Source organism: Pseudonocardia sp. OZ21 (assembly GCF_059359135.1).
Map to the genome: position 1 here is coordinate 349,742 of NZ_JCADBN010000002.1, position 22,047 is coordinate 371,788.

General features: G+C 72.6%; 21 protein-coding genes. 10 read left to right on the forward strand and 11 right to left on the reverse strand.

The annotated features are described in order from the left end of the window. The first annotated feature begins 2 nt into the window (after positions 1-2). Complete coding sequence (locus AC5L35_RS05295; protein ID WP_495058400.1) at positions 3-833, forward strand: carbohydrate ABC transporter permease; 831 nt, start codon at positions 3-5, stop codon at positions 831-833. A gap of 19 nt (positions 834-852) precedes the next feature. Then, positions 853-2,169: an ABC transporter substrate-binding protein gene (locus AC5L35_RS05300; RefSeq protein ID WP_495058401.1), complete on the forward strand. Its 1,317-nt coding sequence runs from the start codon at positions 853-855 to the stop codon at positions 2,167-2,169. A 55-nt stretch (positions 2,170-2,224) separates the two neighbouring features. On the opposite strand, the gene AC5L35_RS05305 is transcribed toward AC5L35_RS05300, so the two are convergent. Then, positions 2,225-2,734, reverse strand: coding sequence for a MarR family winged helix-turn-helix transcriptional regulator (locus AC5L35_RS05305; protein WP_495058402.1), 510 nt, complete (start codon positions 2,732-2,734; stop codon positions 2,225-2,227). Between the two features lie 278 nt (positions 2,735-3,012). On the opposite strand from AC5L35_RS05305, the gene AC5L35_RS05310 reads away from it, so the two are divergent. The 4 genes from AC5L35_RS05310 to AC5L35_RS05325 all read left to right on the forward strand — a co-directional run bounded on the left by AC5L35_RS05310 (position 3,013) and on the right by AC5L35_RS05325 (position 7,495). Beyond that, positions 3,013-3,621, forward strand: a complete 609-nt coding sequence (locus AC5L35_RS05310) for a TetR/AcrR family transcriptional regulator (RefSeq protein ID WP_495058403.1) — start codon at positions 3,013-3,015, stop codon at positions 3,619-3,621. A 166-nt stretch (positions 3,622-3,787) separates the two neighbouring features. Continuing rightward, the gene (locus AC5L35_RS05315) at positions 3,788-5,410 is read left to right on the forward strand and encodes an AMP-binding protein (protein ID WP_495058404.1); all 1,623 of its coding nucleotides are present in this window, start codon (positions 3,788-3,790) and stop codon (positions 5,408-5,410) included. A 51-nt stretch (positions 5,411-5,461) separates the two neighbouring features. Further along, positions 5,462-6,421, forward strand: coding sequence for a LysR family transcriptional regulator (locus tag AC5L35_RS05320; protein WP_495058405.1), 960 nt, complete (start codon positions 5,462-5,464; stop codon positions 6,419-6,421). 66 nt (positions 6,422-6,487) lie between these two features. Then, positions 6,488-7,495, forward strand: coding sequence for a DUF2278 family protein (locus AC5L35_RS05325; RefSeq protein WP_495058406.1), 1,008 nt, complete (start codon positions 6,488-6,490; stop codon positions 7,493-7,495). A gap of 12 nt (positions 7,496-7,507) precedes the next feature. Here the strand turns inward: AC5L35_RS05325 and AC5L35_RS05330 are convergent, their stop codons facing one another. Next, positions 7,508-8,671 (reverse strand): NAD(P)/FAD-dependent oxidoreductase, encoded by a 1,164-nt coding sequence (locus tag AC5L35_RS05330; RefSeq protein WP_495058407.1) that lies wholly within the window; start codon positions 8,669-8,671, stop codon positions 7,508-7,510. A gap of 47 nt (positions 8,672-8,718) precedes the next feature. Then, positions 8,719-9,996 carry a wax ester/triacylglycerol synthase domain-containing protein gene (locus AC5L35_RS05335; protein WP_495058408.1) on the reverse strand — a complete coding sequence of 426 codons (1,278 nt, stop codon included), beginning with the start codon at positions 9,994-9,996 and terminating at the stop codon, positions 8,719-8,721. Positions 9,997-10,130: 134 nt separating this feature from the next. Between AC5L35_RS05335 and AC5L35_RS05340 the strand changes: the two genes are divergently transcribed. Both AC5L35_RS05340 and AC5L35_RS05345 read left to right on the forward strand, forming a co-directional pair. Beyond that, positions 10,131-10,472 carry a TFIIB-type zinc ribbon-containing protein gene (locus AC5L35_RS05340; protein WP_169398663.1) on the forward strand — a complete coding sequence of 114 codons (342 nt, stop codon included), beginning with the start codon at positions 10,131-10,133 and terminating at the stop codon, positions 10,470-10,472. 17 nt (positions 10,473-10,489) lie between these two features. Then, the gene (locus AC5L35_RS05345) at positions 10,490-11,131 is read left to right on the forward strand and encodes an AAA family ATPase (RefSeq protein WP_495058409.1); all 642 of its coding nucleotides are present in this window, start codon (positions 10,490-10,492) and stop codon (positions 11,129-11,131) included. Here the strand turns inward: AC5L35_RS05345 and AC5L35_RS05350 are convergent. The 8 genes from AC5L35_RS05350 to AC5L35_RS05385 form a co-directional block, all read right to left on the reverse strand. Further along, positions 11,128-12,369, reverse strand: a complete 1,242-nt coding sequence (locus AC5L35_RS05350) for a glycosyltransferase (RefSeq protein ID WP_495058410.1) — start codon at positions 12,367-12,369, stop codon at positions 11,128-11,130. The two genes, AC5L35_RS05345 and AC5L35_RS05350, sit on opposite strands and share 4 nt — an antisense overlap. A 26-nt stretch (positions 12,370-12,395) precedes the next feature. After that, on the reverse strand, positions 12,396-14,012 hold the full coding sequence (locus AC5L35_RS05355; protein ID WP_495058411.1) for an LLM class flavin-dependent oxidoreductase: 1,617 nt from the start codon (positions 14,010-14,012) through the stop codon (positions 12,396-12,398). A 124-nt stretch (positions 14,013-14,136) separates the two neighbouring features. Further along, the gene (locus AC5L35_RS05360) at positions 14,137-14,997 is read right to left on the reverse strand and encodes a dioxygenase family protein (RefSeq protein ID WP_495058412.1); all 861 of its coding nucleotides are present in this window, start codon (positions 14,995-14,997) and stop codon (positions 14,137-14,139) included. Between the two features lies 1 nt (position 14,998). After that, positions 14,999-16,042, reverse strand: coding sequence for a 5-methyltetrahydropteroyltriglutamate--homocysteine methyltransferase (locus tag AC5L35_RS05365; protein WP_495058413.1), 1,044 nt, complete (start codon positions 16,040-16,042; stop codon positions 14,999-15,001). Between the two features lie 82 nt (positions 16,043-16,124). Further along, positions 16,125-17,114: a zinc-binding dehydrogenase gene (locus tag AC5L35_RS05370; protein ID WP_495058414.1), complete on the reverse strand. Its 990-nt coding sequence runs from the start codon at positions 17,112-17,114 to the stop codon at positions 16,125-16,127. Beyond that, positions 17,111-17,926 carry a citryl-CoA lyase gene (locus AC5L35_RS05375; protein ID WP_495058415.1) on the reverse strand — a complete coding sequence of 272 codons (816 nt, stop codon included), beginning with the start codon at positions 17,924-17,926 and terminating at the stop codon, positions 17,111-17,113. The genes AC5L35_RS05370 and AC5L35_RS05375 overlap by 4 nt, the downstream gene beginning before the upstream one ends. Further along, positions 17,919-19,142, reverse strand: a complete 1,224-nt coding sequence (locus AC5L35_RS05380) for a CaiB/BaiF CoA transferase family protein (RefSeq protein ID WP_495058416.1) — start codon at positions 19,140-19,142, stop codon at positions 17,919-17,921. Before AC5L35_RS05380 ends, AC5L35_RS05375 begins: the two co-directional genes overlap by 8 nt. 128 nt (positions 19,143-19,270) lie before the next feature. Beyond that, positions 19,271-20,080, reverse strand: coding sequence for an IclR family transcriptional regulator domain-containing protein (locus AC5L35_RS05385; RefSeq protein WP_495058417.1), 810 nt, complete (start codon positions 20,078-20,080; stop codon positions 19,271-19,273). Between the two features lie 193 nt (positions 20,081-20,273). Here AC5L35_RS05385 and AC5L35_RS05390 point away from each other — a divergent pair, with 193 nt between their 5' ends. Beyond that, the gene (locus tag AC5L35_RS05390) at positions 20,274-21,725 is read left to right on the forward strand and encodes an amidohydrolase family protein (RefSeq protein WP_495058418.1); all 1,452 of its coding nucleotides are present in this window, start codon (positions 20,274-20,276) and stop codon (positions 21,723-21,725) included. A 69-nt stretch (positions 21,726-21,794) separates the two neighbouring features. Then, entirely contained in the window at positions 21,795-22,001 is a 207-nt protein-coding gene (locus AC5L35_RS05395) for an FDXHR family putative zinc-binding protein (RefSeq protein WP_495058419.1), read from the forward strand. Positions 22,002-22,047 lie beyond the last annotated feature (46 nt).

Here is a 22,047-nt window from a genome sequence, read left to right on the forward strand (position 1 = left end):
TCGTGACCGTTCACCGGATCGTGCGCAACGGGGCCGCCTACCTGCTGCTCGGCATCGGGGCGGTGCTCACGCTCGCCCCGTTCCTGCTCAGCCTGATGACGGCGCTCAAGACCCCACTGCAGTTCGCCTCCCAGCCCGCGCTGAACCCGCCCGCCCCGCCCACGCTCGCGAACTTCGCCGATCTGTTCGGTGGCCGCTACGACTTCGTCTCGCCGATCGTGGTGACGGCGCAGGTGGTGGCCGTGATCCTGATCGGCCAGCTGCTCTTCTCGGTGTTCGCCGCCTACGCGTTCGCGCGGCTGCGTTTCCCCGGCCGGGACGCGCTGTTCTGGGTGTACCTGGCCACGCTGATGGTGCCTCAGGCCGTCACGATCATCCCGCTGTACGCGGTGTTCGCCGATCTCGGACTGCGCAACACGTTCTGGGCGCTGGTGCTCCCCCAGCTCTTCGGCTCGCCGTACGCGATCTTCCTGCTGCGCGAGTACTTCCGCACCATCCCTGCCGAACTGCTCGACGCCGCGAAGCTCGACGGCGCGGGCACGCTGCGCACCGTGGCGCACGTCGTGGTGCCGATCAGCAGGCCGATCCTCGCGACGCTGGCGATCATCACCGTGGTCACCCACTGGAACAGCTTCCTGTGGCCGCTGGTGATCACCACCGGGCGTCAGTGGCAGGTGCTGACGGTGGCCACCGCGAGCCTGCAGTCGCAGTACAACGGCAACTGGACGATCGTCATGGCCGCCACCACCGTCGCGATCCTGCCGCTCCTGGTGCTGTTCCTGGTTTTCCAGCGCCACGTCATCCGCTCGATCACCCTCACCGGCTTCCGCTGAACACACAGGAGTGGCACCCATGAGACTGCGCCGGTTGGCCGCTGTGGCGGCCGCACTGTTCGTTCTGGCCGCCTGCTCCCCCGCGGGCCCGGACGATCCGCCTGCCGCGGACGGCGTCACCACCGTCACCGTCCGGTTGTGGGACGAGGGGGTCGCCGACGCGTACGAGAAGTCGTTCGCGGAGTTCAGCAGGCAGAACCCGGACATCCGGGTGCAGGTGAACACCGTGGCGTTCACCGACTACTTCACGGGTCTGACCCTCGACGTCGCCAGCGGCACCGCCGACGACATCTACTGGCTCAACTCGTCCTACTTCGGCGCGCTCGCCGACGGCGGCAAGCTGATCGACGTCGGCAAGGCGCTGCCCGATGAGGTCGGCGGCTGGGTGCCTGCCGCGGTGCAGCAGTACACCCGCGGCGGGACGCTGTGGGGCGTACCGGCGCTCACCGACGGGCGCATCGTCGTCTACTACAACAAGGCGATGGTCGAGGCGGCGGGCGTCGACCCGCAGAACCTGACGTGGAACCCCACCGACCCGGCAGCCGACACGTTCCTGCCCGCCGCGAAGAAGCTCACGCGGGACGCCGCCGGGCGCACCGCCGATCAGCCCGGTTTCGATCCCGGCACCGTCACGCAGTACGGCTTCAACGCCGCGCGTGACCTGCAGGCGATCTACTACAACTTCATCGGGGAGAACGGCGGCCGGTTCCAGGCGCCCGACGACACGTTCGCGTTCACCGAGCCCCGCAGCGAGCAGGCCTTCTCCTACCTGGTCGATCTGATCAACACCCACCACGTGGCCCCGCCGGCGTCCGCCACCAACACCAACCCCGACTTCAGCCGCGACCAGTTCCTGCAAGGGAAGATGGCGCTGTTCCAGTCGGGTACCTACAACCTCAAGAACATCGACGACGGCGCCACCTTCGCCTGGGGCATCGCCCCACTGGTCGCCGGGCCGGCCGGCCGCGTCAGCGTCGTGAACAGCGTCATCGCCGCGGGCAACGCCGACAGCCCGCGCCGCGACGCGATCCTGCGGGTGCTGCGCTGGCTCGGCTCGGAGCAGGGGGCCTCGTTCGTCGGCGCGGAGGGTGCCGCCCTCCCCGCGGTGACCGCGGCCCAGCAGGGCTACAGCGACTACTGGGCCGGGCGAGAGGTCGATACCCGGTACTTCGGCGCCGCAGGGGGCACCGACACCATCCCCGCGCCATCCGGACCCAAGTTCGGCGCGGGCTCCACCGCGTTCGAGCCGATCTTCAACGACGTGTTCGCCGCCCGGGTGCCGGTGGCGGAGGGGTTGCGGGCGGCGCAGAACACCGGGAACGCCGCGCTGCGCTGACCGGGCGCGCGCAGGACCACGAGCGCTGACCCCGGCCCGCGACACGGGCCGGGGGTCAGTGCACCCCTTCGGGAGCCGGGTCGGCCAGGCTGTGCGCCGCGGCCCCCTCCATCACGGCCTGCAGCCGGGCGAGCATGTCGAGGACCTCGTGCTTCTGCTGGACGCTGAGCCGTTCGAGCCCCACGAACGAGGCGGACATCTCCTTCATCGCGGCGTCGGCGACCGCGTGCCCCGCCGGTTCGAGCCGGACGAGCAGGCCGCGCAGCTTCTCCGGATCGGGCATGCGAGCCACCAGCCCGACCTCGACGAGCCGGTCGACCTGCTTGCTGACCGCACCTGAGGTGATCAGCAACCGCCGGAACAGCTCCGTGGGGCTCACCGCGTACGGCGGACCTCCCCGACGCAACGCCAGCAACACCCTCAGGTCGCCAGGACCCAGACCGTGGTTGCGGGCGATCGCGACGACCGCGCGCTCCACGTGCTGACCCAGCCGCTGCAGGGTGACCCCGACCGTGGCCGAGGTGACATCGAGCCCGCCCAGCTCGGCGGACCAGAGCTCGGCCATCCGGCGTGGATCAGGACCGGCGGGATACAGCTGTGCTCCGGCGGCAGACATCAGGACCGCCCCCGAGATGTCCGATAGTGCGCACAGGACACCAATGTTTCGCCCCCCAGCTTCACTCAGGCATCCTATCGCCGCCTGCCGCGCCCTCCCTTTCGGATCATATGTCCGTATCCTCCGGAATTGCCGGGAGATGCCCGGAACTGTTTTCCTGGAATATCGCCCGACGGGCAGTTCTGTCGAGCGAGGCCCCTCGTGGCGGCCGCGGTTACGTTCGAGCGGTGACAACCACGCCGCAGGACCGGAGCCGGCCACCCCGCGACTCCGTTGATCTTCGCGCGGCCACGCTCGACGCCGCGGCCGCGCTGTTCGCCGCGGAGGGTCTCAGCGGGCTGATCGTCCGCCGCATCGCCGCTTCCGCCGGATGCTCCACGATGGCCGTCTACCACTACTTCGACGGCAAACAGGGGTTGCTCGAAGCGCTGTACCTCGAGGGACACCGGCGTCTGAGCGATGCTCAGCGCAGCTGGCAGTTCACCGACGACCCCGAGGCGGACGTCCGCAACACCTGCCTCGCCTACCGCGAGGTCGCGCTCGCCCACCCCGGCTACTTCCAGGTGATGTTCGGCCACCAGGTGCCCGGGTTCCCGCGGCCGTCCGGTGAGATCCGCGCCCGGGCTCGCGAGAACTACGCGCGGTTCATCTCGGTGGTACGGCGGTGGGGGGAACAGCATCCGCTCGTCACGGACGCCGAGTCCGCTGCGCACGTCCTGTGGGCCACCGGGCACGGGCTCGTGATGCTCGAACTGACCGGCAACGCCCCCCGAACCGACCTCGCCGCGCGCTATGCCGTGGGCGTCGATGCGGCGATGCGCGGCCTGCAGCAGTAATCCATGGCCTCATCCACTCCGTGCTATAACGTTTGTTATGGCGGTGGACCGAGAAGATCTCAGCAGGTCCGCCGCCGCGTAAAATGTCCCTTTCGCGGTTTTCGGGAATGGTGACCGGCGGGCGACCGGGGGGTCCGCCTGCGGTCATCGGCAACGAGGAGCTGACGTGGGTGGGAACGGGTTGTCGGCGGGGCTGTCGTACACGCGGGGCGAGGGGGACGATCCGCTGCGCGAGCTGACCGTCGGCGGAGCGCTCGACCTCGCGGCCGCCACCTGGGGACCGCGAACCGCACTCGTCGAGTTCGGCCCGGACACCGCAGGGCGCCGGTGGACGTTCGACGAGCTGCGCGAGGAGGCGCACCAGGTGGCCCGCGCGATGCTGGAGCGCTTCCGTCCGGGCGAGCACGTCGCCGTGTGGGCGGCGAACCGCCCGGAGTGGGTGCTGCTCGAGATGGGGGCCGCGTACGCGGGCCTCACCCTCGTGACGGTCAACCCCGCCTACCAGGTGGGCGAGCTGGCGCACGTGCTCGGCCAGTCCCGCTGCGACGGGGTGTTCGTACAGGACACCTACCGCGGCCGCGACCTGCTACCTGTCATCGAGGAGGCCCGCCCCGGGCTCCCCGCGCTCCGCGAGGTCGTCGCCCTCTCGGGCTGGGCCGAGTTCCTGGCGTCCGGCGACGGTTCCCGGGAGCTGCCGTCCGTCGATCCCGGTGACATCGCCCAGATCCAGTACACCTCCGGCACCACGGGCACGCCGAAGGGCGCCCAGCTCACCCACCGGGGCCTGGTCAACGTCGGCCGGTACTACGCCGTGGTGAACGGCGCGGGCCCCGACGACGTCTGGGTCAACCCGATGCCCATGTTCCACACCGCGGGCTGCGGCCTCGCCACCCTCGGGGCACTGCTGACCGGCGGCACGCACGTCCTCCCGCCCGGTTTCGACGCCGGCGTGATGCTCGACGCCTTCGCGGCCGAGCACGGCGCGATCCTGCTCAGCGTGCCGACGATGCTGATCCGGATGCTCGACGAGCAGTCGGCGCGGCCGCGGGACCTGTCGAGCTGGCGGTTGTCGACCCTCGGCGGGGCGCCGGTCCCTCCGGAGCTGGTGCGCCGGGCAGAACGGGAGCTGGAGGTGGCCGTGACCATCGGCTTCGGTCAGACCGAGGCCTCGCCGTACATCACCCACACGCGGCCCGACGACCCGAACCCGGACTGGATCACCACGGTGGGACGCGCGCTGCCCCACTGCGAGGTCCGCGTCAGCGATCCCGCCAGTGGCGCGACGGTGGCGCTCGGTGCCGTCGGGGAGGTCTGCGCGCGCGGATACGGGGTCATGACGGGCTACTTCGACGCGCCGCTGGCCACCGCCGCCGCCCTGGACGCCGACGGCTGGCTGCACACCGGCGATCTCGGCAGCATGGACGCTCTCGGCTACCTCCGCATCGAGGGCCGGCTGAAGGACATGATCATCCGCGGCGGGGAGAACATCTACCCCCGCGAGATCGAGGACCTCCTGTTCACCCACCCGCAGGTCGCCGACGTGTCGGTGGTCGGTCTGCCCGATCCCGAGATGGGCGAGATGGTGGCCGCCTTCGTGCGCCCCACCCCGGGTGCGGACCCGAGCGCCGACGAACTGGCGGCGTTCTGCAGGCGCAGTCTCGCCCCGTACAAGACACCGCGGGTGTGGCAGTTCCTGGAGACCTTCCCGCAGACCTCGTCCGGCAAGATCCAGAAGTTCGTGCTCCGGGAGCAGTACCTCGCCGACAACCTGTCGGTCGACCAGCACTGATCCCACCCCGCCTGCGGCGCCGTCGGAGGCCGCGCCTCATAGGATGGGGTTATGACCCTCCCGTCCCGGGTCGCGGATCTGGGGGCTTTCGACCTGCTGATCTCGGTGGCCGAGACAGGCAGCATCGGCCAGGCCGCCCGCCGGCACGGGATCTCCCAGCCCGCGGTGAGCGCGCGCCTGCGAGCACTGGAGGCCACACTCGGGGTGACGCTGCTCGAACGCTCACCACGAGGCGCGCGGCTCACCCCGGCGGGCTCGCTGGTGGTCGACTGGGCCCGCCCCGCGATCGACGCCGCACACGCCCTGGACGCCGGACTCGCCGCCCTGCGGGTGCAGAAGGAGTCGCGGCTGAGCGTCACGTCGAGCCTCACCGTGGCGGAGTACCTGCTGCCCGGGTGGCTGGCCGCGTTCAGGGCGCAGCACCCCACCACCAGCGTCCGGCTCACCTCCCACAACTCCACCGACACGGCCGCGGACGTCCGCAGCGGCGCCGCCGACGTCGGGTTCGTGGAGGGGCCGGACACGCCTCCCGGGCTCGACTCGCTGACCGTCGCCCACGACCGGCTCGCCCTGGTGGTCGGCACCGGTCACCCGTGGGCACGGCGCCGCGCGGTCGACCCCGAGCGGCTCGCGTCCATCCCGCTGGTCTCCCGGGAGCAGGGCTCGGGCACGCGCACCTACCTCGAGCAGCAGTTGGCCGCGGCCGGCCACGGGCCGCTCACCGCTCCCATCCTCGAGCTCTCGTCCACCACCGCCATCAAGAACGCCGTCCTCAGCGGGATCGGGCCTGCGGTGCTCAGCTCGCTGGCCGTCACCACCGAGCAGGCCGCGGGCACACTGGTCGCCGTACCGATCCGGCATTTGGACCTCCGGCGAGCGCTGCGCGCGATCTGGCCGGCCCACCAGCGGCTCGACGGGCCGGCTCGCGACCTCGTCCGCGTCGCGGCCCACCACGCGTCCCAGCCGTTCGCCGCCGGGCGACGAAGGCCACCTGCCCCTGCCGTCACCTGACGGGCATGATCGGGAGGTGCGGCCGACGCATCGGCCGGCACCGGCTCGACGGAACGGGGGACCGCGGTGCCGTTGACGTCCTACGGCGTGGTGGCGGGGCGGGTGGTGGACACGCGCCGGGAAGGCTCGTCGGACTCCCCGCACTACCAGATCCACCTCGTCGACGCCGCGGGAACGCACTACCGGGCGGCGGTGAACGTGGAGTCCGCGCAGGCTCCTTCCGAGCTGCGCTACCTCGTCGTGGACGACTTCCGGCACCCGGTTACCGAGGCGCTACCCGCTCCCGGGTCGGGCTGGACGTCGTTGCCGTCCGGTCCCGGCGGGGCGAACCTCGACTACATCCGGGGCAACCTGTTCGACCCGGCGGCCATGCGGCTGCTGCCCCCGGACGTCACCGGCCCGGACAACGACCTCGCCGACCTCCTCGACCACTACGTGCTGCGCGCCCGGGCCGACCAGCAGGCAGCCGCGTACGTGTTCGGGGAACGCTGGGGACCCGAGCCCGGCACACCCGACAAGGTGTTCGGGTTCCGGCCCGGCAACGGCGTGCACGACGTCCACATGAACCAGGGCAACAGCAGCTCGTTCGCCCGCGACGACGGGGTCTGGCAGGACGGGGGGCTGCTGCTCCACCTCGGTGCGGAGTCCCGGTGGGTGGCGATCTTCCTGGCTTTCCAGAGCCAGTCGTGGCACACCGACGACACCACCGGCCACACCCTCCCGGGCACCGAGCCACACCCCACGGTCGGGGGCGCGCCCGCCCGGATCGTCGCCGCGCTGGTGAACCCGGTGGGTCCCGCACCGGAGGCGGAGACGGTCACCCTGATCAACGCCTCCCCCGCCCCGATCGACCTCACGGGCTGGCGGCTCGCCGACCGCTCCCAGCGCACCTGTGCGGTGCCCGCCGGCATGCTCGCCGCCGGCGCCACCCTCGTGGTCGCGACCACCGACGGGGTCACCCTGGGCAACGGCGGCGGCACGATCACCCTGCTCGACGCGCAGGGTCTGAAGGTGGACGGGGTGTCCTACACGGCGGAGCAGGCCGGCGACGAGGGCTGGACCCTCGTCTTCTGACCGGGTCTCCCGTCACTGCTCGCCGGGCTGCCGCGCCGGCGCAGGCTCGAGTGCCCCGAGCCCGGCACTGAACCGGTCCGGACGGAACGGGGTGAGCAGCGCCGCCTCCTCGCCGAACACCTCGTCCGGGACGAGCCGCCGCAGGAGCGGGGCCAGGGTGATGCCGCTGTGGGTGGCCACCACGTAGAACCAGGCGTCGCGGTCGGAGAAGCCCGCGACCGTCTGCCCGTCGGCCGGCAGCACCCGCTGCCCGACCCGCAGGGCCGCCATCGGCACGCCCGCGGTGGCGGGCAGCGCCTCCGCGAGCCTGCCCAGCAGATCGGCGGCGACGGCGCCGTCGGCCGTGGCGGGCCGGCCCGGATCGGCCTGCGCGTCGAGGTCCAGCCCCTGGAGCAGCAGCCGGCCACCGCCCTCGGGGCGAACGCCGAGGCGCGACCCGGTGAGCACCCGCGACAGCCGGACCGCCACCGGCTCGGTGGTGGCCAGGAAGCCCACGGCCGCCGAGCCCGCCCCGTTCGCGTCGACCAGTGGCACGTCGATCCCGGCCCACCGGGCCACGCCGCTCGTCCACCGTCCGCTGCAGCTCACGACGACGTCGGCCGGGTGGCAGGCGCCGTCGGCGCAGGTGACCACCGTGCCCGTCGCCGTGCGGTCGACACCGACCACCGCGCTGCCGGTGAGCACCCGGACGCCCTGGTCCCTGGCCTCGCCCAGCAGCCGGGCCAGCAGCACCAGGGGCAGCGCGTGCCCCTCCTCCGGGAAGAACGCGTAGTCGGCGTCGTCGCCGGGCACCGCCAGGTCGGGTTCCAGCTCCTGGGCCTGCCTCGCGGTCAGCCACCGCGCCGGGTAGTCCCGGCCCTGTAGCCGCTCCATCCGCGCGGCGAGCGCCGAGCGGTGCCGGTCGGTGACCGCCCACTCGAGGTTGCCCGTGGGAAAGAACCACGGTGCCTGCTCCCCCGCGAACGCGTGGTGCGCACGCACCCCGGCGTGGTTGAGCGCGTGGTAGTGCCCCGGCTCCTTGTTGGCCGAGTTCACCCACGCGAAGGAGGTGCCCGTGGTGCCCGTGCCGGGCCGGGCGGCCTCCAGCACCGTGACCTCGGCCCCCCGCTCGGCCAGGCCTACAGCCACGGCCGCCCCCACCACACCGGCCCCGATCACCACGACCCGCAACGTCACTCCCCCACAGCCGTCCCGACCTCAGGACACCTGCATACCGCGCCCGGTCACCGGTCGGCGACCGCCCCGGCCGCCTCCGCCATCACCAGGGCCTCCTGCTCGATGGCCCAAGCCAGTACGTCCAGGTCGCCGATCACGCCACGGTCGGCGCACAGGCCGAAGCACAGCCGGTCGGCCACCGAGACGACGGCGGCGCGGAGCGCATGACGCTCCCCCACCTCGGCGATGGAATGGATCGCCTCCACGTCCGCACCGAGCACGCTGACCTGCTGTTTCGGGCCGGGAACGTTGGAGACGTTGAGCGCGAACGCGCGGGGGGCGGCCTGTAGCTCGGAGCACCAGCGCTGCAACCGCGGCGAGGCCCGGCCCAGCCGGTCGAGCAGCTCGGCCATCTCCTGCGCGTCGTGGCGCGACTTGCGCAACGCCGTCTCGCGACGGACCGAGACGAGCCGGGCGACCGGGTCCGGCTCGTCCAGCGGGAGGCTCACGCAGAAGTAGGAGTCGCGGTTGCCGGACGGCTCGTGCTCGTTGTGCAGGCTGACGGGCACCTTGACGCGGACCGGATGAAGGGGCCCGTGCCGGTGCACCATCCAGGTGCGCAACGCTCCCGCCATCACGGCCAGCACCGCGTCGTTCACCGTGGCGCCTGCCAGTGACCGGGCCGACGCGCGCAGCCGGGCGAGCGAGGTCATTGCGAACGCGACGCCCCGGTCGGGACCGATCGGCAGGTCGAACGGCGAGCGGCGGGTGCTGGGGAGGAACTCGCGTTCGAGGAAGCCCGCCAGGTGGTGGCGGCGCCGGGCGTCGTCGGCCGCTTGCGTGCGGGCCGCAGGCGGCGCGGGCCGGGCGCCGGCAGGCCCGTCGGCACGGCTGTCCCACAGGACGGTGCGTGCCAGTCGCATGGCCGTGGTCCCGTCGGCGAGTGCGTGGTGCAGCCGCCAGACCAGTGCCGTGCCGCCCCCGGCCAGTGGTCCGAGAAGATCCATCCGCCACAGCGGCCTTCGCCGATCCAGGTGCTGCTCGAACAGGCGGGCCACCTCGTTGCGGAGCGCGACGTCGTCGAGCGCCGCGGTCGCACGGGCTTCCGCGATGTGCTCCCGGACGTCGAACGCGGGGTCGACGTGCCACTCCGGCCGGTCCGGTGGACCGCCCAGCCGCCACGTCAGCCGGGGCGCGCCTGCCAGCCGGCGACCGACGGCGGCCTGCAGCCCGGCGGCCGTGGCCTCTCCCGGGCCGAGCCGGATGACCTTGCACGTGTGGCCGACCACGGAGGGCCCTTCCAGCGCAAGGATCGCCCGATCCTCGGCCGTCAGCGGCACCGTCATCCGCACACTGTGCCCCCCGGGGACCCTCTGAGCACTGTGGAGCCCTACCGCTGATCCACGACCGTTCGGGGCGCACGTCGGCTCCGACGTACGAGGAGGACCACTGGAGATCAGTTTGCCCGTAGGATGGCGGGGTGATTTGTCCTAAGTGTCGGAACGTCATGCATACCGTGGACCGGCGAGGCGTGCACATCGAGCAGTGCCAGGGCTGTCGGGGGATCTTCCTCGACCGCGGGGAGCTCGAGCAGATCGCCAATGCCGAGCAGAGCTACTACGGGCCGCCGGGAGCGCCGGCCGGCCGCTTCTCCGACTCCCCGCCGCCCTACGGCCGCCGCGGGCACGACGATCACGGGTACGACCCGCGCCACCAGGGCGGCCACTACCGTGACTCGCCGCCGCCGTACGGCGGCCACAAGGGCGGTCACCAGGGTGGACACAAGCGCCGCAAGGGCTTCCTCGAGGAGCTGTTCGACTGATCGGCGAACCCGTCCCTGTGGACCTGCAGATCTGTGTCGGCTGCGGCGACCGGTTCGACCGGCCGGTGGTCGCGCCCGACGGGCCGGTCCTGGTCTGTGCCCGCTGCGGTCATCGGCAGCCGTTCCGGCGGCTGCCGATGTTCGCCCTCACCGGTCCCAGCGGAGCGGGGAAGTCCACGGTCGCGCGGCTGCTCACCCCCGCGCTGGGCGACGTGGCCGTCGTGGTCGAGCAGGACGTCCTGTGGACGGGCGGCCTGCAGGACCCGGCCGACGACTTCCGGGCGTTCCGCTCCACCTGGCTGCGGATGGCCGCGATGATCCAGCAGAGCGGACGCCCGGTGGTGCTGGTCGGCACGGTCGTACCCGTCCAGCTCGAACGCCTGCCCGAGCGCGTGTTCGTCGGCGACATCCACTACCTCGCGCTGGTGGGTGCGCCCGAGGCGCTGCGCTCCCGACTGCGGAGCCGGCCGGCGTGGCGCGGCTGGGACGACGAGCGCATCGCCGAGACCCTCGAGTTCAACGACTGGTTGCGCAGCAACGGTCCCGCCCTGGAGCCACCCGTCGACCTGCTCGACACCACCACGCTCCCCTACGAGGACACGGTCCAGACGGTCGTGGAGTGGGTACGGAAGGGCTGCGCCGATCTGGGCGTGACCTAGCCCGGCGCCACGGAGCTCAGGGCGTCCAGCACCCTGTCGGCTCCATCCTCGGTCGCGATCGCCGCGGCCACCTCCCGGGCCCGCCTGGCGAACGACTCCTCGGTCGTCACGGTGCGCAGGGAGTCGGCGAGCGCGCCTGCCTCGAGCCGGTGGAACGGCAGCGCGCCCGGGCTCACACCGAGCCGGACGAGCCGCTGTGCCCAGAACGGCTGGTCCGCCGTCAGCGGGGTGGGGACGGCGGGCACCCCGGCGCGCAGCCCGGCCGCCGTGGTTCCGGCACCGCCGTGGTGGACGACGGCGGCCATCTGCGGGAAGAGCCAGTCGTGGGGTGTGTCGCCGATGACGAGGACGTCGTCGCCCGCTCCTGTGAGCCCGCCCCAGCCCTGCTGGAGCACCACCCGCAGGCCCGCGCGCCGCATGGCCGTCAGGACCAGCTTGCCGAGCCGTTCGGTATGGCGTGGCGCCATGCTGCCGACGCTGACGAACACCGGCGGCGGTCCGGCGGCGAGGAAGTTCACGAGGCGCGGCTCCGGTTCCCAGCCCGGGGTCCGTTCCGGCCACCAGTAGCCGACGACGCGGCGATAGGGAGGCCAGTCCGCGGGAGTCCGGAGCACGGTGGGGCTGATCCCGTAGAACACCGGCCAGCGCTGCTCACCGAGGCGGCGGAAGAAAGCGCCGGGGGTGGTCGGACGAAGGCCGAGGCGGGCCCGCAGGTCGTTCACCGCACCGCGGAACGGCAGCATGCCCGCGGTGCGCACCGTGCGAGCGGCCGCGCGGTTGCCCCACCGGCCGAGCGACCGGGTGGTGACCGTCCACGGTGGGAACTCGCCGGTGGGATCCAGCGGCTGCAGGTACACCCCCGCACTCGGGATGCCCTTCCCCTCGGCGACGTGCTGCCCGAGGAAGCCCATGGCCGAGAGCATCAGGAAGTCCGCGCCCTCCGTCGCGGCCTCCGTCGCCTCGGCCATCGCCCCCCAGTGCCGCGCGTACATCCGCGCGAAACGGGCCATTGCGAGCGGCGACGTCCGGAGCACCTGCTGCCCCTGCGCCGAGCCGAGCTGGTCACGGATGTCCATCGGCAGCGGACGGAAGCCCAACCCGCGCTCCCGCACCATTGCCTCGAACGGCGCGTGCGCCGCGATCGCCACCTCGTGCCCGGCGGTTTGCAGCCGCGTTCCGAGTCCGGTGTAGGGAGCGACATCACCCCACGTCCCCACCGCGACGATCACGATCCGCATCCGCGGATTCTGCCTCTGCGGCCCCGTCAGTAGAAGCCCAGCCGCGCGAGCGGCTCCACGAGCTCCCGTTCCTCGTACGACAGGTGCGACAGCAGGGAGTCGGTCAGCAGGTCGACGGCGGCGCGCAGCTCCTTCACCCCGTCCGGCCCGCTCACGAACGAGACGAGAGCGCGGTCGACCCCCTCGAGGACGCCGTGGATGACCTGGTGCTCCTGCGCGAGCCGGTCGATCACCGGCTCGAGCCGGCGGTCGGCACGGCGCAGGTGCGGGAACACGCTCCGGTCCTCCAGCGTGTGGTGCATGGTGACGATCCGGCAGTAGGACTCGCAGTACGTGCCGAGGGTCCAGTTGTTCTGGCGCATCGTCATGGTGTTGATGTGCGACCGCGCGGTGCCGGGGTCCATGGTTCCGGCCGTCACCTGCTCCAGGAGGTCGTGCACCTGCCGCAGCTCGGCGCGCAGGCCGTCGTGCACCTCGATCAGGTGCCGGCCCGCTGCCTGCTCGTGGGCCGTGTAGGTCCGGTCCGGATCGGGCGTGGGGCCGGTGGGGCGGGCCGACTCGTCCCAGACCCGGACGTCGCTGCGGCGGATGCCGTCGTCGGGAGTCGGGACGGCCTGCAACCCGGCCCGCTGCACCCTGGTGCCGATGCGGGGGGAGGCCACGACGGACGCCCGGGACCGCTCCGCGCCGGGGGCACCCGGCTGCTCCGCGGCGTCGGCGCGCCGGTCCGCGACGGCGGGTCCGGACGGCGCGGGCCGTCGGCGCTCGGCGCCGACCAGCTCCCGCACGGCCGGGGCCACCTCGGCGGCGAAGCGCCGGACGACCTCGGGGTCGTCCCCCATGACGATGTAGGCGCTCATCCCCTGCGTCAGGGTCAGCTCCGCGAGCTGCTCGGCCCAGACCGGCGCGGGTCCCTGCAGGAAGCCGGTGCCGCTGCCGCTGAAGTCACCGTCGATGTTGTAGAGCCGCCGGACGTCGGAGGGCGAACGTCCGGCGGCCACCGCGGCCTCGTCGATCGCCGCGTTCGCCGCGGGGAGGGCGTCCGGAGCGAGATAAGGGCTGCTCGGCAGCCAGCCGTCCGCTCTCCTGCCGGTGAGTGCGAGCATCCGTTCCTTGTAGGCCCCGAGCCAGATGCCCACGTCGTGTGCGGGCGCGGGACCGGGGTGGGCGCCCCACACCCGGTGGTGCGTCCCGTCGACCCGCACCGCGCCGCCGTCCACCGACCACATCGCCCGGATGATCTCGATGCCCTCCTCGAGGGCCCGGATGCTCTCCCCCGCGGTCAGCCGCGTGCCGCCGTTCGCGGCGATCGCGTCCCAGAACGCGCCCGCACCGAGGCCGAGCTCGACGCGGCCCCCGCTGAGGAGATCCAGGGAGGCCACGCTGCGCGCGAGCACCGCGGGCGGCCGGAGCGGCAGGTTCGCCACGTTCGGCGCCACGCGCAGCGTCGTGGTGCTCGCGGCGATCACCGACAGCAGGGTCCACGTGTCCAGGAACCTCGCCTGGTACGGATGGTCCTGCACGGTCACCAGGTCGAGGCCGACCTGCTCGGTGAGCCGGGCGAGCCCGACGACCCGCTCCGCCTGCTCTGCGGTGGGTGTCAGGAACGTGCCGAACAGCAGGTCGTGGCCATGGTCGGCCATGAGGTCGCCTCGAATCTCCCGGGACGTGTCGTCACCGCGTCAGGTAGCTGGCTTACAAGCAGATGATATGCCACCAAGACGAGTGGTGTTGCAGACGATTCGCTCCGGTCGTTCCGAGCCGCGATCAGCCGCTCGGCTGCAGGACGAACTGGTACTCGGCCGTCAGGAACGGGACAGCGGACTTCCCGCCGTCCGGGCTCGGGCCGGGCTCGTGCTTCGTGAAGGCGACGACGAGCTCCTGCTTCGTGCCGAACACCACGTCGCTGTCGAGGTAGGGCGCACCCTCCTGGAACAGGTGCGTGATCAGGGGCTCGTAGCCGGGGACGTTGATGAGGAAGTGGACGTGCGCAGGCCGGAAGTAGCTGATGTCGGTACGGGAGATCAGGTCGCCCACCGGCCCGTCCATGGGGATCGCGTAGCCCAGCGGCGCGATGGTGCGCACGCAGTACGAACCGTCCTCACGCGTGGTGTACTTCGCCCGCAGCCGCGCCTCGTCGACCTCGAGCTGAGCCTCGTAGGCGCCCTCGGTGTCGGCCTGCCACACGTCGAGCACGGCCTCGCCCACCGGCTTGCCGTCGAGGTCGCGGACGCTGCCGTGCACGTACAGCGGCGTGCCCGGGATGCCCTCGGACATGTCGGCGCCGTACTCCAGCTCGGGAGACCCCTCGATGTGGAACGGGCCCAGCACGGTGGCGGGGGTGGCGGCCTCGTCGAAGTCGTGGTTCATCTGGACCACCAGCATCGACAGTCCCAGCACGTCGGAGGCGAGGATGAACTCCTCGCGCTTCTCGTCGCTGATCTGCCCGGTGCGGGTGAGCCACTGGACCGCTGCCATCCACTCGGCCTCGGTGAGCCGGACCTCGCGGGCGAAGTCGTGCAGGTGCCGGACCAGCGCGGTCATGATCTCGGCGGTACGCGGGTCGTGAGCGGTGCCCCAGCGCGCCGCGGCAAGCTCGGTGATGTTGTCCTCGGTGACCAGCTGCATGTCAGCGTCCCTCCTGGATCTCGCGGCGCAGGAGCGCAGCCGCGCCCGCCATCGCGCGCATCTTGCCTGCGGCGGAGTTCCGCGGCAGGTACTTCATCCCGCAGTCCGGGGCGATCACGAGCTGCTCGGGCGGCAGGTGGCGGAACGCCCCGCGGACGCGGTCTGCCACGACCTCCGGGGTCTCGACGTCGGGCGTCGACAGGTCGATCACGCCGAGGATGACGGTCTTGTCGGCCAGGTCGGCCAGCACGCCGAGGTCGAGCCGGGACTGTGCCGTCTCGATCGAGACCTGCTGCACCGGCGAACCGGCCAGCTCGGGCAGGAACGAGTACCCCTCCGGGCGCTCGTGGATGATCGCGGCGTAGCCGAAGCAGATGTGCACCGCAGTGGTGCCGGTGACGCCGTCGAGCGCGGCGTTCAGCGCGGCGAGGCCGTACGCGCGGGCGGCGTCCGGCCGGGCCTGCATGTACGGCTCGTCGATCTGCACGACGCCGGCGCCCGCGGCGAACAGGTCCTTGATCTCCGCGTTGACGGCGGCCGCGTAGCCCATCGCGGCCGACTCCAGGTCGGGGTAGTGGTCGTTCTGCGCCTGCTGGCTCATCGTGAACGGCCCCGGCACCGTGATCTTCACCGGCCGGTCGGTGTTGGCCCGGAGGAACTCCAGGTCGCGCACCTGCACGGGGTGGGGCCGGTGGATCGGCCCGGTGATCCGCGGCACGGGGTTGGGGTGCCCGCTGCGGTCCAGCGCCGTGCCCGGGTTGTCGACGTCCACGCCGTCCAGCGCCGTGGCGAAGTGGTTGGAGTAGCTCTCGCGGCGGATCTCCCCGTCGGTCAGGAGGTCGAGCCCGGCCCGCTCCTGCGCCCTGATGGCGAGCTCGGTGGCGTCGTCCTGGGCCTGGGCGAGCAGCGCGGGCTCCACCCGCCAGAGCTCCTTCGCCCGCACCCGCGGCGGGAACCGGCCGGCGAGCTTGGCCCGGTCGATCAGCCAGTCCGGCTGGGCATAGCTGCCGACCAGCGATGTCGGGAGCAGTGGCAGAGCGGTCACGGGGCCTCCGGGGCTCGGTTCTCGGTCAGCGGTTCTCGGTGTCAGCGGTTCTCGGTGTCGACGGTTCTCGGTGTCGGCGATCTCAGGGGGTCAGGACGATCCGGCCGGTCGCCCGGCCGTCCGCCTGCCGGGCCCACGCCGACGCAGCATCGGCGAGCGGCACCAGCTCGTGCGCCACGGTGAGCCTGCCCTCGACGGCCTCGGTGACGACGCGGGTGAGGGCGTCGCGCCGTTGCTGCGCGGTCAGCTCGTTGTTGGTGTAGCCGAGCACCTCCACCAGTCTGCTCCGCAGAGTGGAGGAGTCGATGGGTGACGTCTCACTCGCCGAGCTGCCGAGGTTGACCAGCCGGCCCCCGGTGCGCAGCGTGCGCACCGCGGCGGCGGCGGGGATGCCGAACAGCGGGTCGAGGACGAGGTCGAGCGGGCCGTCGCAGGCCGCGCGCATGCGCTCGGCCAGGCTCTCGACGGTGTCGTCGGCGGCCAGCGCGACCACGGCGTCCGCGCCGAGGCGCAGCGCCTGCTCGCGCGCCCCCTTCGAGCGGGCCGCGGCCACCACGCGCCGCGCGCCGGCCGCGCGGGCCAGCTGCACACCCGCCTGCCCCACCACGCCGCCCGCGCCGAGGACGAGCACCTGCTCCCCCGCAGCCAGCCTGCCCCGCCAGGTCAGCGCCATCCACGCCGCGACGGCGGACAGGCCCAGCCCGGCCACCAGCCCGGGGTCGGCGCCGGCCGGCAGCGCCACGACGTCGGACTCGGGGACGGATGCCAGTGCGCGCATGCTGCCGTCGCCGGGGCGCATCCCGGCCGAGGTGGCGAACCACACGGCCGTGCCGGCGGGGACCGTGGCGCTCCCCTGCTCCACGACACCGACGCCCTGCACGCCGGGCACGTACGGCGTCTGCGGACGCCCGAAGTACGAGGTGCCCGACGCGCAGAGCAGGTCGAGCGGCGTGATCGGGGCCGCCCGGACGGCCACCAGCAGCTCGCCCCCGGCAGGCGCGGGGGCGTCCCGGTCGACCACCCGGGGCGGTTCGCCGGGCGTCTCGACGACGGCGGCGCGGGCCCCGCTCATGGTGTCCCGTCCGTCCACGGGTCGGGGGCGACGGACCGGTTGTTCAGGTCCACCGCCAGGAAGATGTCGTTGGCCACCGGGTGCCGCAGCTCCTCCGCGAGCTGCCCGATCAGCCCGGCGGTGCGGGCGAGCAGCGCGAACCCGCGCAGCAGCGGCAGCGGCAGCCCGAGATCGGCGAGCGCGGCGCCGCAGACGCCGGCGCCGTTGAGCGGCAGCGTCCGGCCGAGCACCTGCGGGTGCACCCGCCCGATGGCCTCGAAGAGCGCCAGGTGCGGGCCGAACTGCCCCTCCTCGCGGGCGATCTGCATCAGCCGTGGCGTGCGCGGGTCGCCCTCCTTGTGCACGTGGTGCCCGAGGCCGGGGACGAACCGCTTCGCCGCCCGCTGGGCCTGCACGGTCTCCAGCGCGATGGCGTCCCAGCCCGCGGCGTCGTCGACGTCCGGGAGCTGCGGCGCGCCGGCGAGCACGTCGTGCAGGAAGCGTCCGGTGTCCTCGGTGACCCCGAGGAACCGCGACCCGCCACCGAGCAGTCCGGCGGCGAGCGCGCCCTGGATCGAGTCGGGCGCCGACAGGTACGTCAGCCGCGTGACGATCGCCGTCGGGGTGAAGCCGTGGTCGGCCAGCGCCGCGAGCACCGCCTCGAACACGCGCACCTGACCGGGGGTCGGGCGCTCCTGCGTGGCCAGCCAGAACGCCAGCTCGCCGAACCCGACCTCGCCCATGACGTCGGCGGCGAGGTCCGTGCCCAGCAGCCGGATCGTGGTCGGGTCCGACGCGCCGAGCGCCGTCGGGTAGCTCGGCTGCTCAGCCACGTGCGTCCTCCGGTCCAGCGTCGTTCGTGACCGGGGCGCCGTTCTCCCGCGGGGCCGAGAGCCACGCGCGCAGCTCCGTGCCGTGCTCGTCCAGACCGGGGGGCGGCAGCTCGTACCGGGCGGGTGTGGCCGAGAACCGGATCGGGTGCCGGGTGGTGGGCACCGCGCGCTCACCGTCCCCGGCCTGCACCACCGGGTCGAGGCCGAACCGCTCAGCCATCGCGAACCCCCCGTCGATCGTCTGGATCGGCCCGCAGGGCACCCCGACGGCCACCAGCGCGTCGAACCACTCGGTGGCCGTCCGCTGCTTGAGCTGCTCGACCAGGATCGGGCGCAGCTCCTCGCGGTTGGCGGTGCGGTCGGCGTTGTGGACGAACCGCGGGTCGTCCGGCACGTCGGGGATCCCGAGCACCTCGCACAGCCTGCGGAACTGCCGGTCGTTGGGCGCGGCCACGATGAGGTCGTCGTCGGCGGTCGGGAGCGGCTCGTACGGGAAGACGCTCGGATGGGCGTTGCCCATGCGGTAGGGCACCACGTCGCCTGCCACGAACGCCGAGCTGTGGTTGACCAGGCCGGTGAGCGCCGAGGAGAGCAGGTTGACCTCCACGTGCTGCCCCTGCCCGGTGGCGTCGCGGTGGCGCAGCGCGGCGAGGATCCCGATCACCGCGTGGTTGCCCGCCATCACGTCGAACACCGAGATCCCGGCCCGGTACGGGGGACCGTCCGGGTCGCCGGTGAGGCTCATCAGACCCGAGATGGCCTGCACCATGAGGTCGTAGCCGGGGACGTGAGCGCCCTTCCCGGAGCCGAAGCCGCTGATCGACGCGTAGACGACCCCGGGGTTCGCCGCGCTGACGGACGCGAAGTCGAGTCCGAACTTCGCGAGGCCGCCCGGCTTGAAGTTCTCGATCACGACGTCGGCGCGGCGGGCCAGCTCCTGGGCCAGTGCGGCGTCACCCTCGTCGCGCAGGTCGAGCGCCACCGACCGCTTTCCGCGGTTCACACCGAGGTAGTAGGTGGACACGCCCTCCCGGACCGGCGGCGTCCACGTGCGGGTCTCGTCGCCCTCCGGCCCCTCGACCTTGACGACCTCCGCGCCCATGTCGGCCAGCAGCATCGTGGCGTACGGGCCGGCGAGCACCCGGGAGAAGTCGGCGACGAGCACACCGGCCAGCGGTCCTGCCCCGGCTGCGCCCGATGGCACACGGTCTGACATCGAATCGGCCTCCTGTCCGTCATGCGGACATCCGTCCGTCGTGCCCCCGATCCTTGCAGCTGCACGAGGTGAGTCAAGGCCCGGCACCCCTCCGGTGACCCAGGACGCAGCAATCAGGACGTCGCGAATCAGGACGCGGCGGGCCGGACCAGGTGCGGCACCGTGTCGAGCCGGGCGAAGTCGGCACTGATCTCCCCGGCGGTCTGCAGCAGCAGGGGCAGGTGCACGTCCAGCAGCTGGTCGACCGGGGTCTCGGCCGCATGCGTGTTGACGTTGATGCTCGCCACCACCGCACCCGTGCCGTCGCGCACCGGTGCGGCCACCGACCGGATACCCAGCGCGAGCTGCTCGTCGGTGAGCGCCCACCCCCTGGCCCGCACCTCACGCAGCTCCGCGTCGCGTCGCTCCCGGTCGGGCCGCCACCTGGGCGTGAGCCCCGAGCGGGTGGGCTGCCCGAGCACGCGCTCCAGCTCCTCGGACGGCAGCGCCGCGAGCAGCACCTTGCCCAGCGACGTCACCAGCGCCGGGAACCGGGTGCCGATCTGCACCGACAGCCCCACGATCTTCGGCACCGCGACGCGCGCGACGTAGACGATGTCCGACCCGTCCAGCTGCGCGATGGAGCTCGACTCGTTGGTGCGCGCCACCAGCCGTTCCATGTGCGGACGCGCGACGTCCCACAGACTGGTCGACCGCACGTAGGCGACGCCCAGCTCCAGCACGCGCGGGGTGAGGGCGAATCCCCCGTCACCTGCGCGGACGTAGCCCAGCTCCTCCAGCGTCAGCAGGATCCGCCGGGCCGTGGGACGGGCGAGGCCGGTGGCCGTGGCCACGTCCGTCAGAGACATCGCCGGGCGGGCAGGGCGGAAGGCCGCGATCACCTCCAGCCCCCGCGCGAGCGCCTCGATGAAATCGGGTCCAGTGCCAGCCCGGGGCATGATGCGCTCCTCCACTCGACGCGACGTCGCTACAGCGTAACGGGTGTCCGGCCTCCGGACAGGAGGACGCCCGGCCCGTCCCGCACCCGGTGATCCACGGTCCGTTGACAGTCCACACCACCTGGGCAAGAGTGGCCGGATATCAATTGCCCGCCAAGCGGACGCTCGTCCGCAGGCCCAAAGGAGTGACTGCATGAGCGAGCCGCAGGATGCCGGCGCCCGCCGGCCGGTGGTACTGCGCGGTGGGCTCGTGCTCACCCTCGACGACGCGCGCCGGGTGCTCCCCGGCGCCGACGTACTCGTCGTCGACGACCGCATCGCGGCCGTCGGACCCGACCTGGAGGTGCCCGACGGCACCACCGAGATCGACGCGCGCGGCGGGATCGTCATGCCGGGCATGATCGACACCCACCGGCACATGTGGCAGACCGCGATGCGCGGCTACGGGGCCGACTGGACCCTCACCCAGTACTTCGTCTGGTACTACCTCGAGTCCGGGAAGCACTTCCGGCCGGAGGACGTCCGCGCGGGCAACCTGCTCGCCGCGGTCGAGGCGATCGACGCCGGCGTCACCACCACCGTCGACTGGTCGCACGGGCTGCAGACCACCGGCCACGCCGAGGCCGCGGTGGACGCCCTCCGGGCGGTGCCGGGCCGGTTCGTCCTCGCCTACGGCAACATCCAGCAGGCGCCGTGGGAGTGGGCCACGTCCGCCGACTTCCAGGCCTTCGCGCGGCGTCAGATCGACGCCGCCGACGACCTGCTCGGCTTCCAGATCGCGTTCGACGTCACCGGCGACCCGGCGTTCCCCGAGAAGGCCGCCTACGAGGCGGCCCGCGACCTCGGCGTCCCCGTCACCACCCACGCCGGCGTGTGGGGCGCCACCAACGACGACGGGATCCGGCTGGCCCACGAGGCGGGCTTCCTCGACGAGTCGAGCATCTTCGTGCACGCCGCCACACTCTCGGCCGACTCCTACCACCGCATCGCCGCCACCGGCGGGTCCGTCTCGGTCTCCACGGAGAGCGAGCAGAGTGCCGGTCAGGGCTATCCCCCCACCTGGACCCTGCGCGCACACGACATCCCGGTGTCGCTGTCGATGGACACCAGCGTCTGGTGGAGCGGCGACCTGTTCTCGGCGATGCGCACCACCCTGGGGGCCGACCGGTCACGCGAGCACTTCGAGGCCCACGCCAAGGGCGAGACCGTCACCCACGTGTCGCTGCGTGCGCAGCAGGTGGTGGAGTGGGCCACCCGCGGAGGTGCCCGCGCGCTGGGCCGCGATCGCGACCTCGGCAGCCTCGAGACCGGCAAGAAGGCCGACATCGTGCTGCTCAAGAACGACCACTCCCCTGTGTCGTTCCCGCTCCTGAACCCCTACGGGCACGTCGCGTTCCAGGCCCAGCGCGGCGACGTGCACACCGTGCTGGTGGACGGGCGCGTGGTGAAGCGCGACCACCGGCTCGTCGGGATCGACCTGGCGGGGGTGCAGCGCGAGGTGGAGGCCACCGTGGAGCACCTGCGGTCGGCGCTGGGCGAGGAGGCCTGGGAGAAGGGCATGAACCCCGACGTCCCCGAGACGACCATCCTCGACAACCCCTACACCTACACCGGGTACCACAGCGCGAGCACGCACGGTCGCTGACGCGGAGACCGGATCGGGGTGCCCGTCCCGATCATCCGGTTGCCGGTGGCACGTCGTAGCCTCCCGATCATGGAGCTGCTGCGGATGGCCTGCTGTGGCTCGTCCTGGGTCGGGGTCGAGCGGGCCCACTGCTGCCGGCGCACCGGAGGATGCGGGCACGTCTTCGACACCGCCCAGCTGTGGGACGCACACCGGGCCGACTCGGGCTGTGTCGACCCGCGTTCTCTCGACCTCGTGCAGACCAAGAACGGCATCTGGCTCTGCGCCGGTAGTTGAGGCCGCACCGTGCTCCCCGGACCGCCGGCGATCGGCCGCCCGGGGA

What these genes read in the sequence shown, in the direction of transcription:
- AC5L35_RS05380 (WP_495058416.1), bottom strand. Translation starts at nt 19,142, where the DNA reads ATGTCAGACCGTGTGCCATCGGGCGCAGCCGGGGCAGGACCGCTGGCC.
- AC5L35_RS05305 (WP_495058402.1), bottom strand. Translation starts at nt 2,734, where the DNA reads ATGGCCGAGCTCTGGTCCGCCGAGCTGGGCGGGCTCGATGTCACCTCG.
- AC5L35_RS05395 (WP_495058419.1), top strand. Translation starts at nt 21,795, where the DNA reads ATGGAGCTGCTGCGGATGGCCTGCTGTGGCTCGTCCTGGGTCGGGGTC.
- AC5L35_RS05370 (WP_495058414.1), bottom strand. Translation starts at nt 17,114, where the DNA reads ATGAGCGGGGCCCGCGCCGCCGTCGTCGAGACGCCCGGCGAACCGCCC.
- AC5L35_RS05390 (WP_495058418.1), top strand. Translation starts at nt 20,274, where the DNA reads ATGAGCGAGCCGCAGGATGCCGGCGCCCGCCGGCCGGTGGTACTGCGC.
- AC5L35_RS05385 (WP_495058417.1), bottom strand. Translation starts at nt 20,080, where the DNA reads ATGCCCCGGGCTGGCACTGGACCCGATTTCATCGAGGCGCTCGCGCGG.
- AC5L35_RS05320 (WP_495058405.1), top strand. Translation starts at nt 5,462, where the DNA reads ATGACCCTCCCGTCCCGGGTCGCGGATCTGGGGGCTTTCGACCTGCTG.
- AC5L35_RS05360 (WP_495058412.1), bottom strand. Translation starts at nt 14,997, where the DNA reads ATGCAGCTGGTCACCGAGGACAACATCACCGAGCTTGCCGCGGCGCGC.
- AC5L35_RS05350 (WP_495058410.1), bottom strand. Translation starts at nt 12,369, where the DNA reads ATGCGGATCGTGATCGTCGCGGTGGGGACGTGGGGTGATGTCGCTCCC.
- AC5L35_RS05300 (WP_495058401.1), top strand. Translation starts at nt 853, where the DNA reads ATGAGACTGCGCCGGTTGGCCGCTGTGGCGGCCGCACTGTTCGTTCTG.
- AC5L35_RS05335 (WP_495058408.1), bottom strand. Translation starts at nt 9,996, where the DNA reads ATGACGGTGCCGCTGACGGCCGAGGATCGGGCGATCCTTGCGCTGGAA.
- AC5L35_RS05355 (WP_495058411.1), bottom strand. Translation starts at nt 14,012, where the DNA reads ATGGCCGACCATGGCCACGACCTGCTGTTCGGCACGTTCCTGACACCC.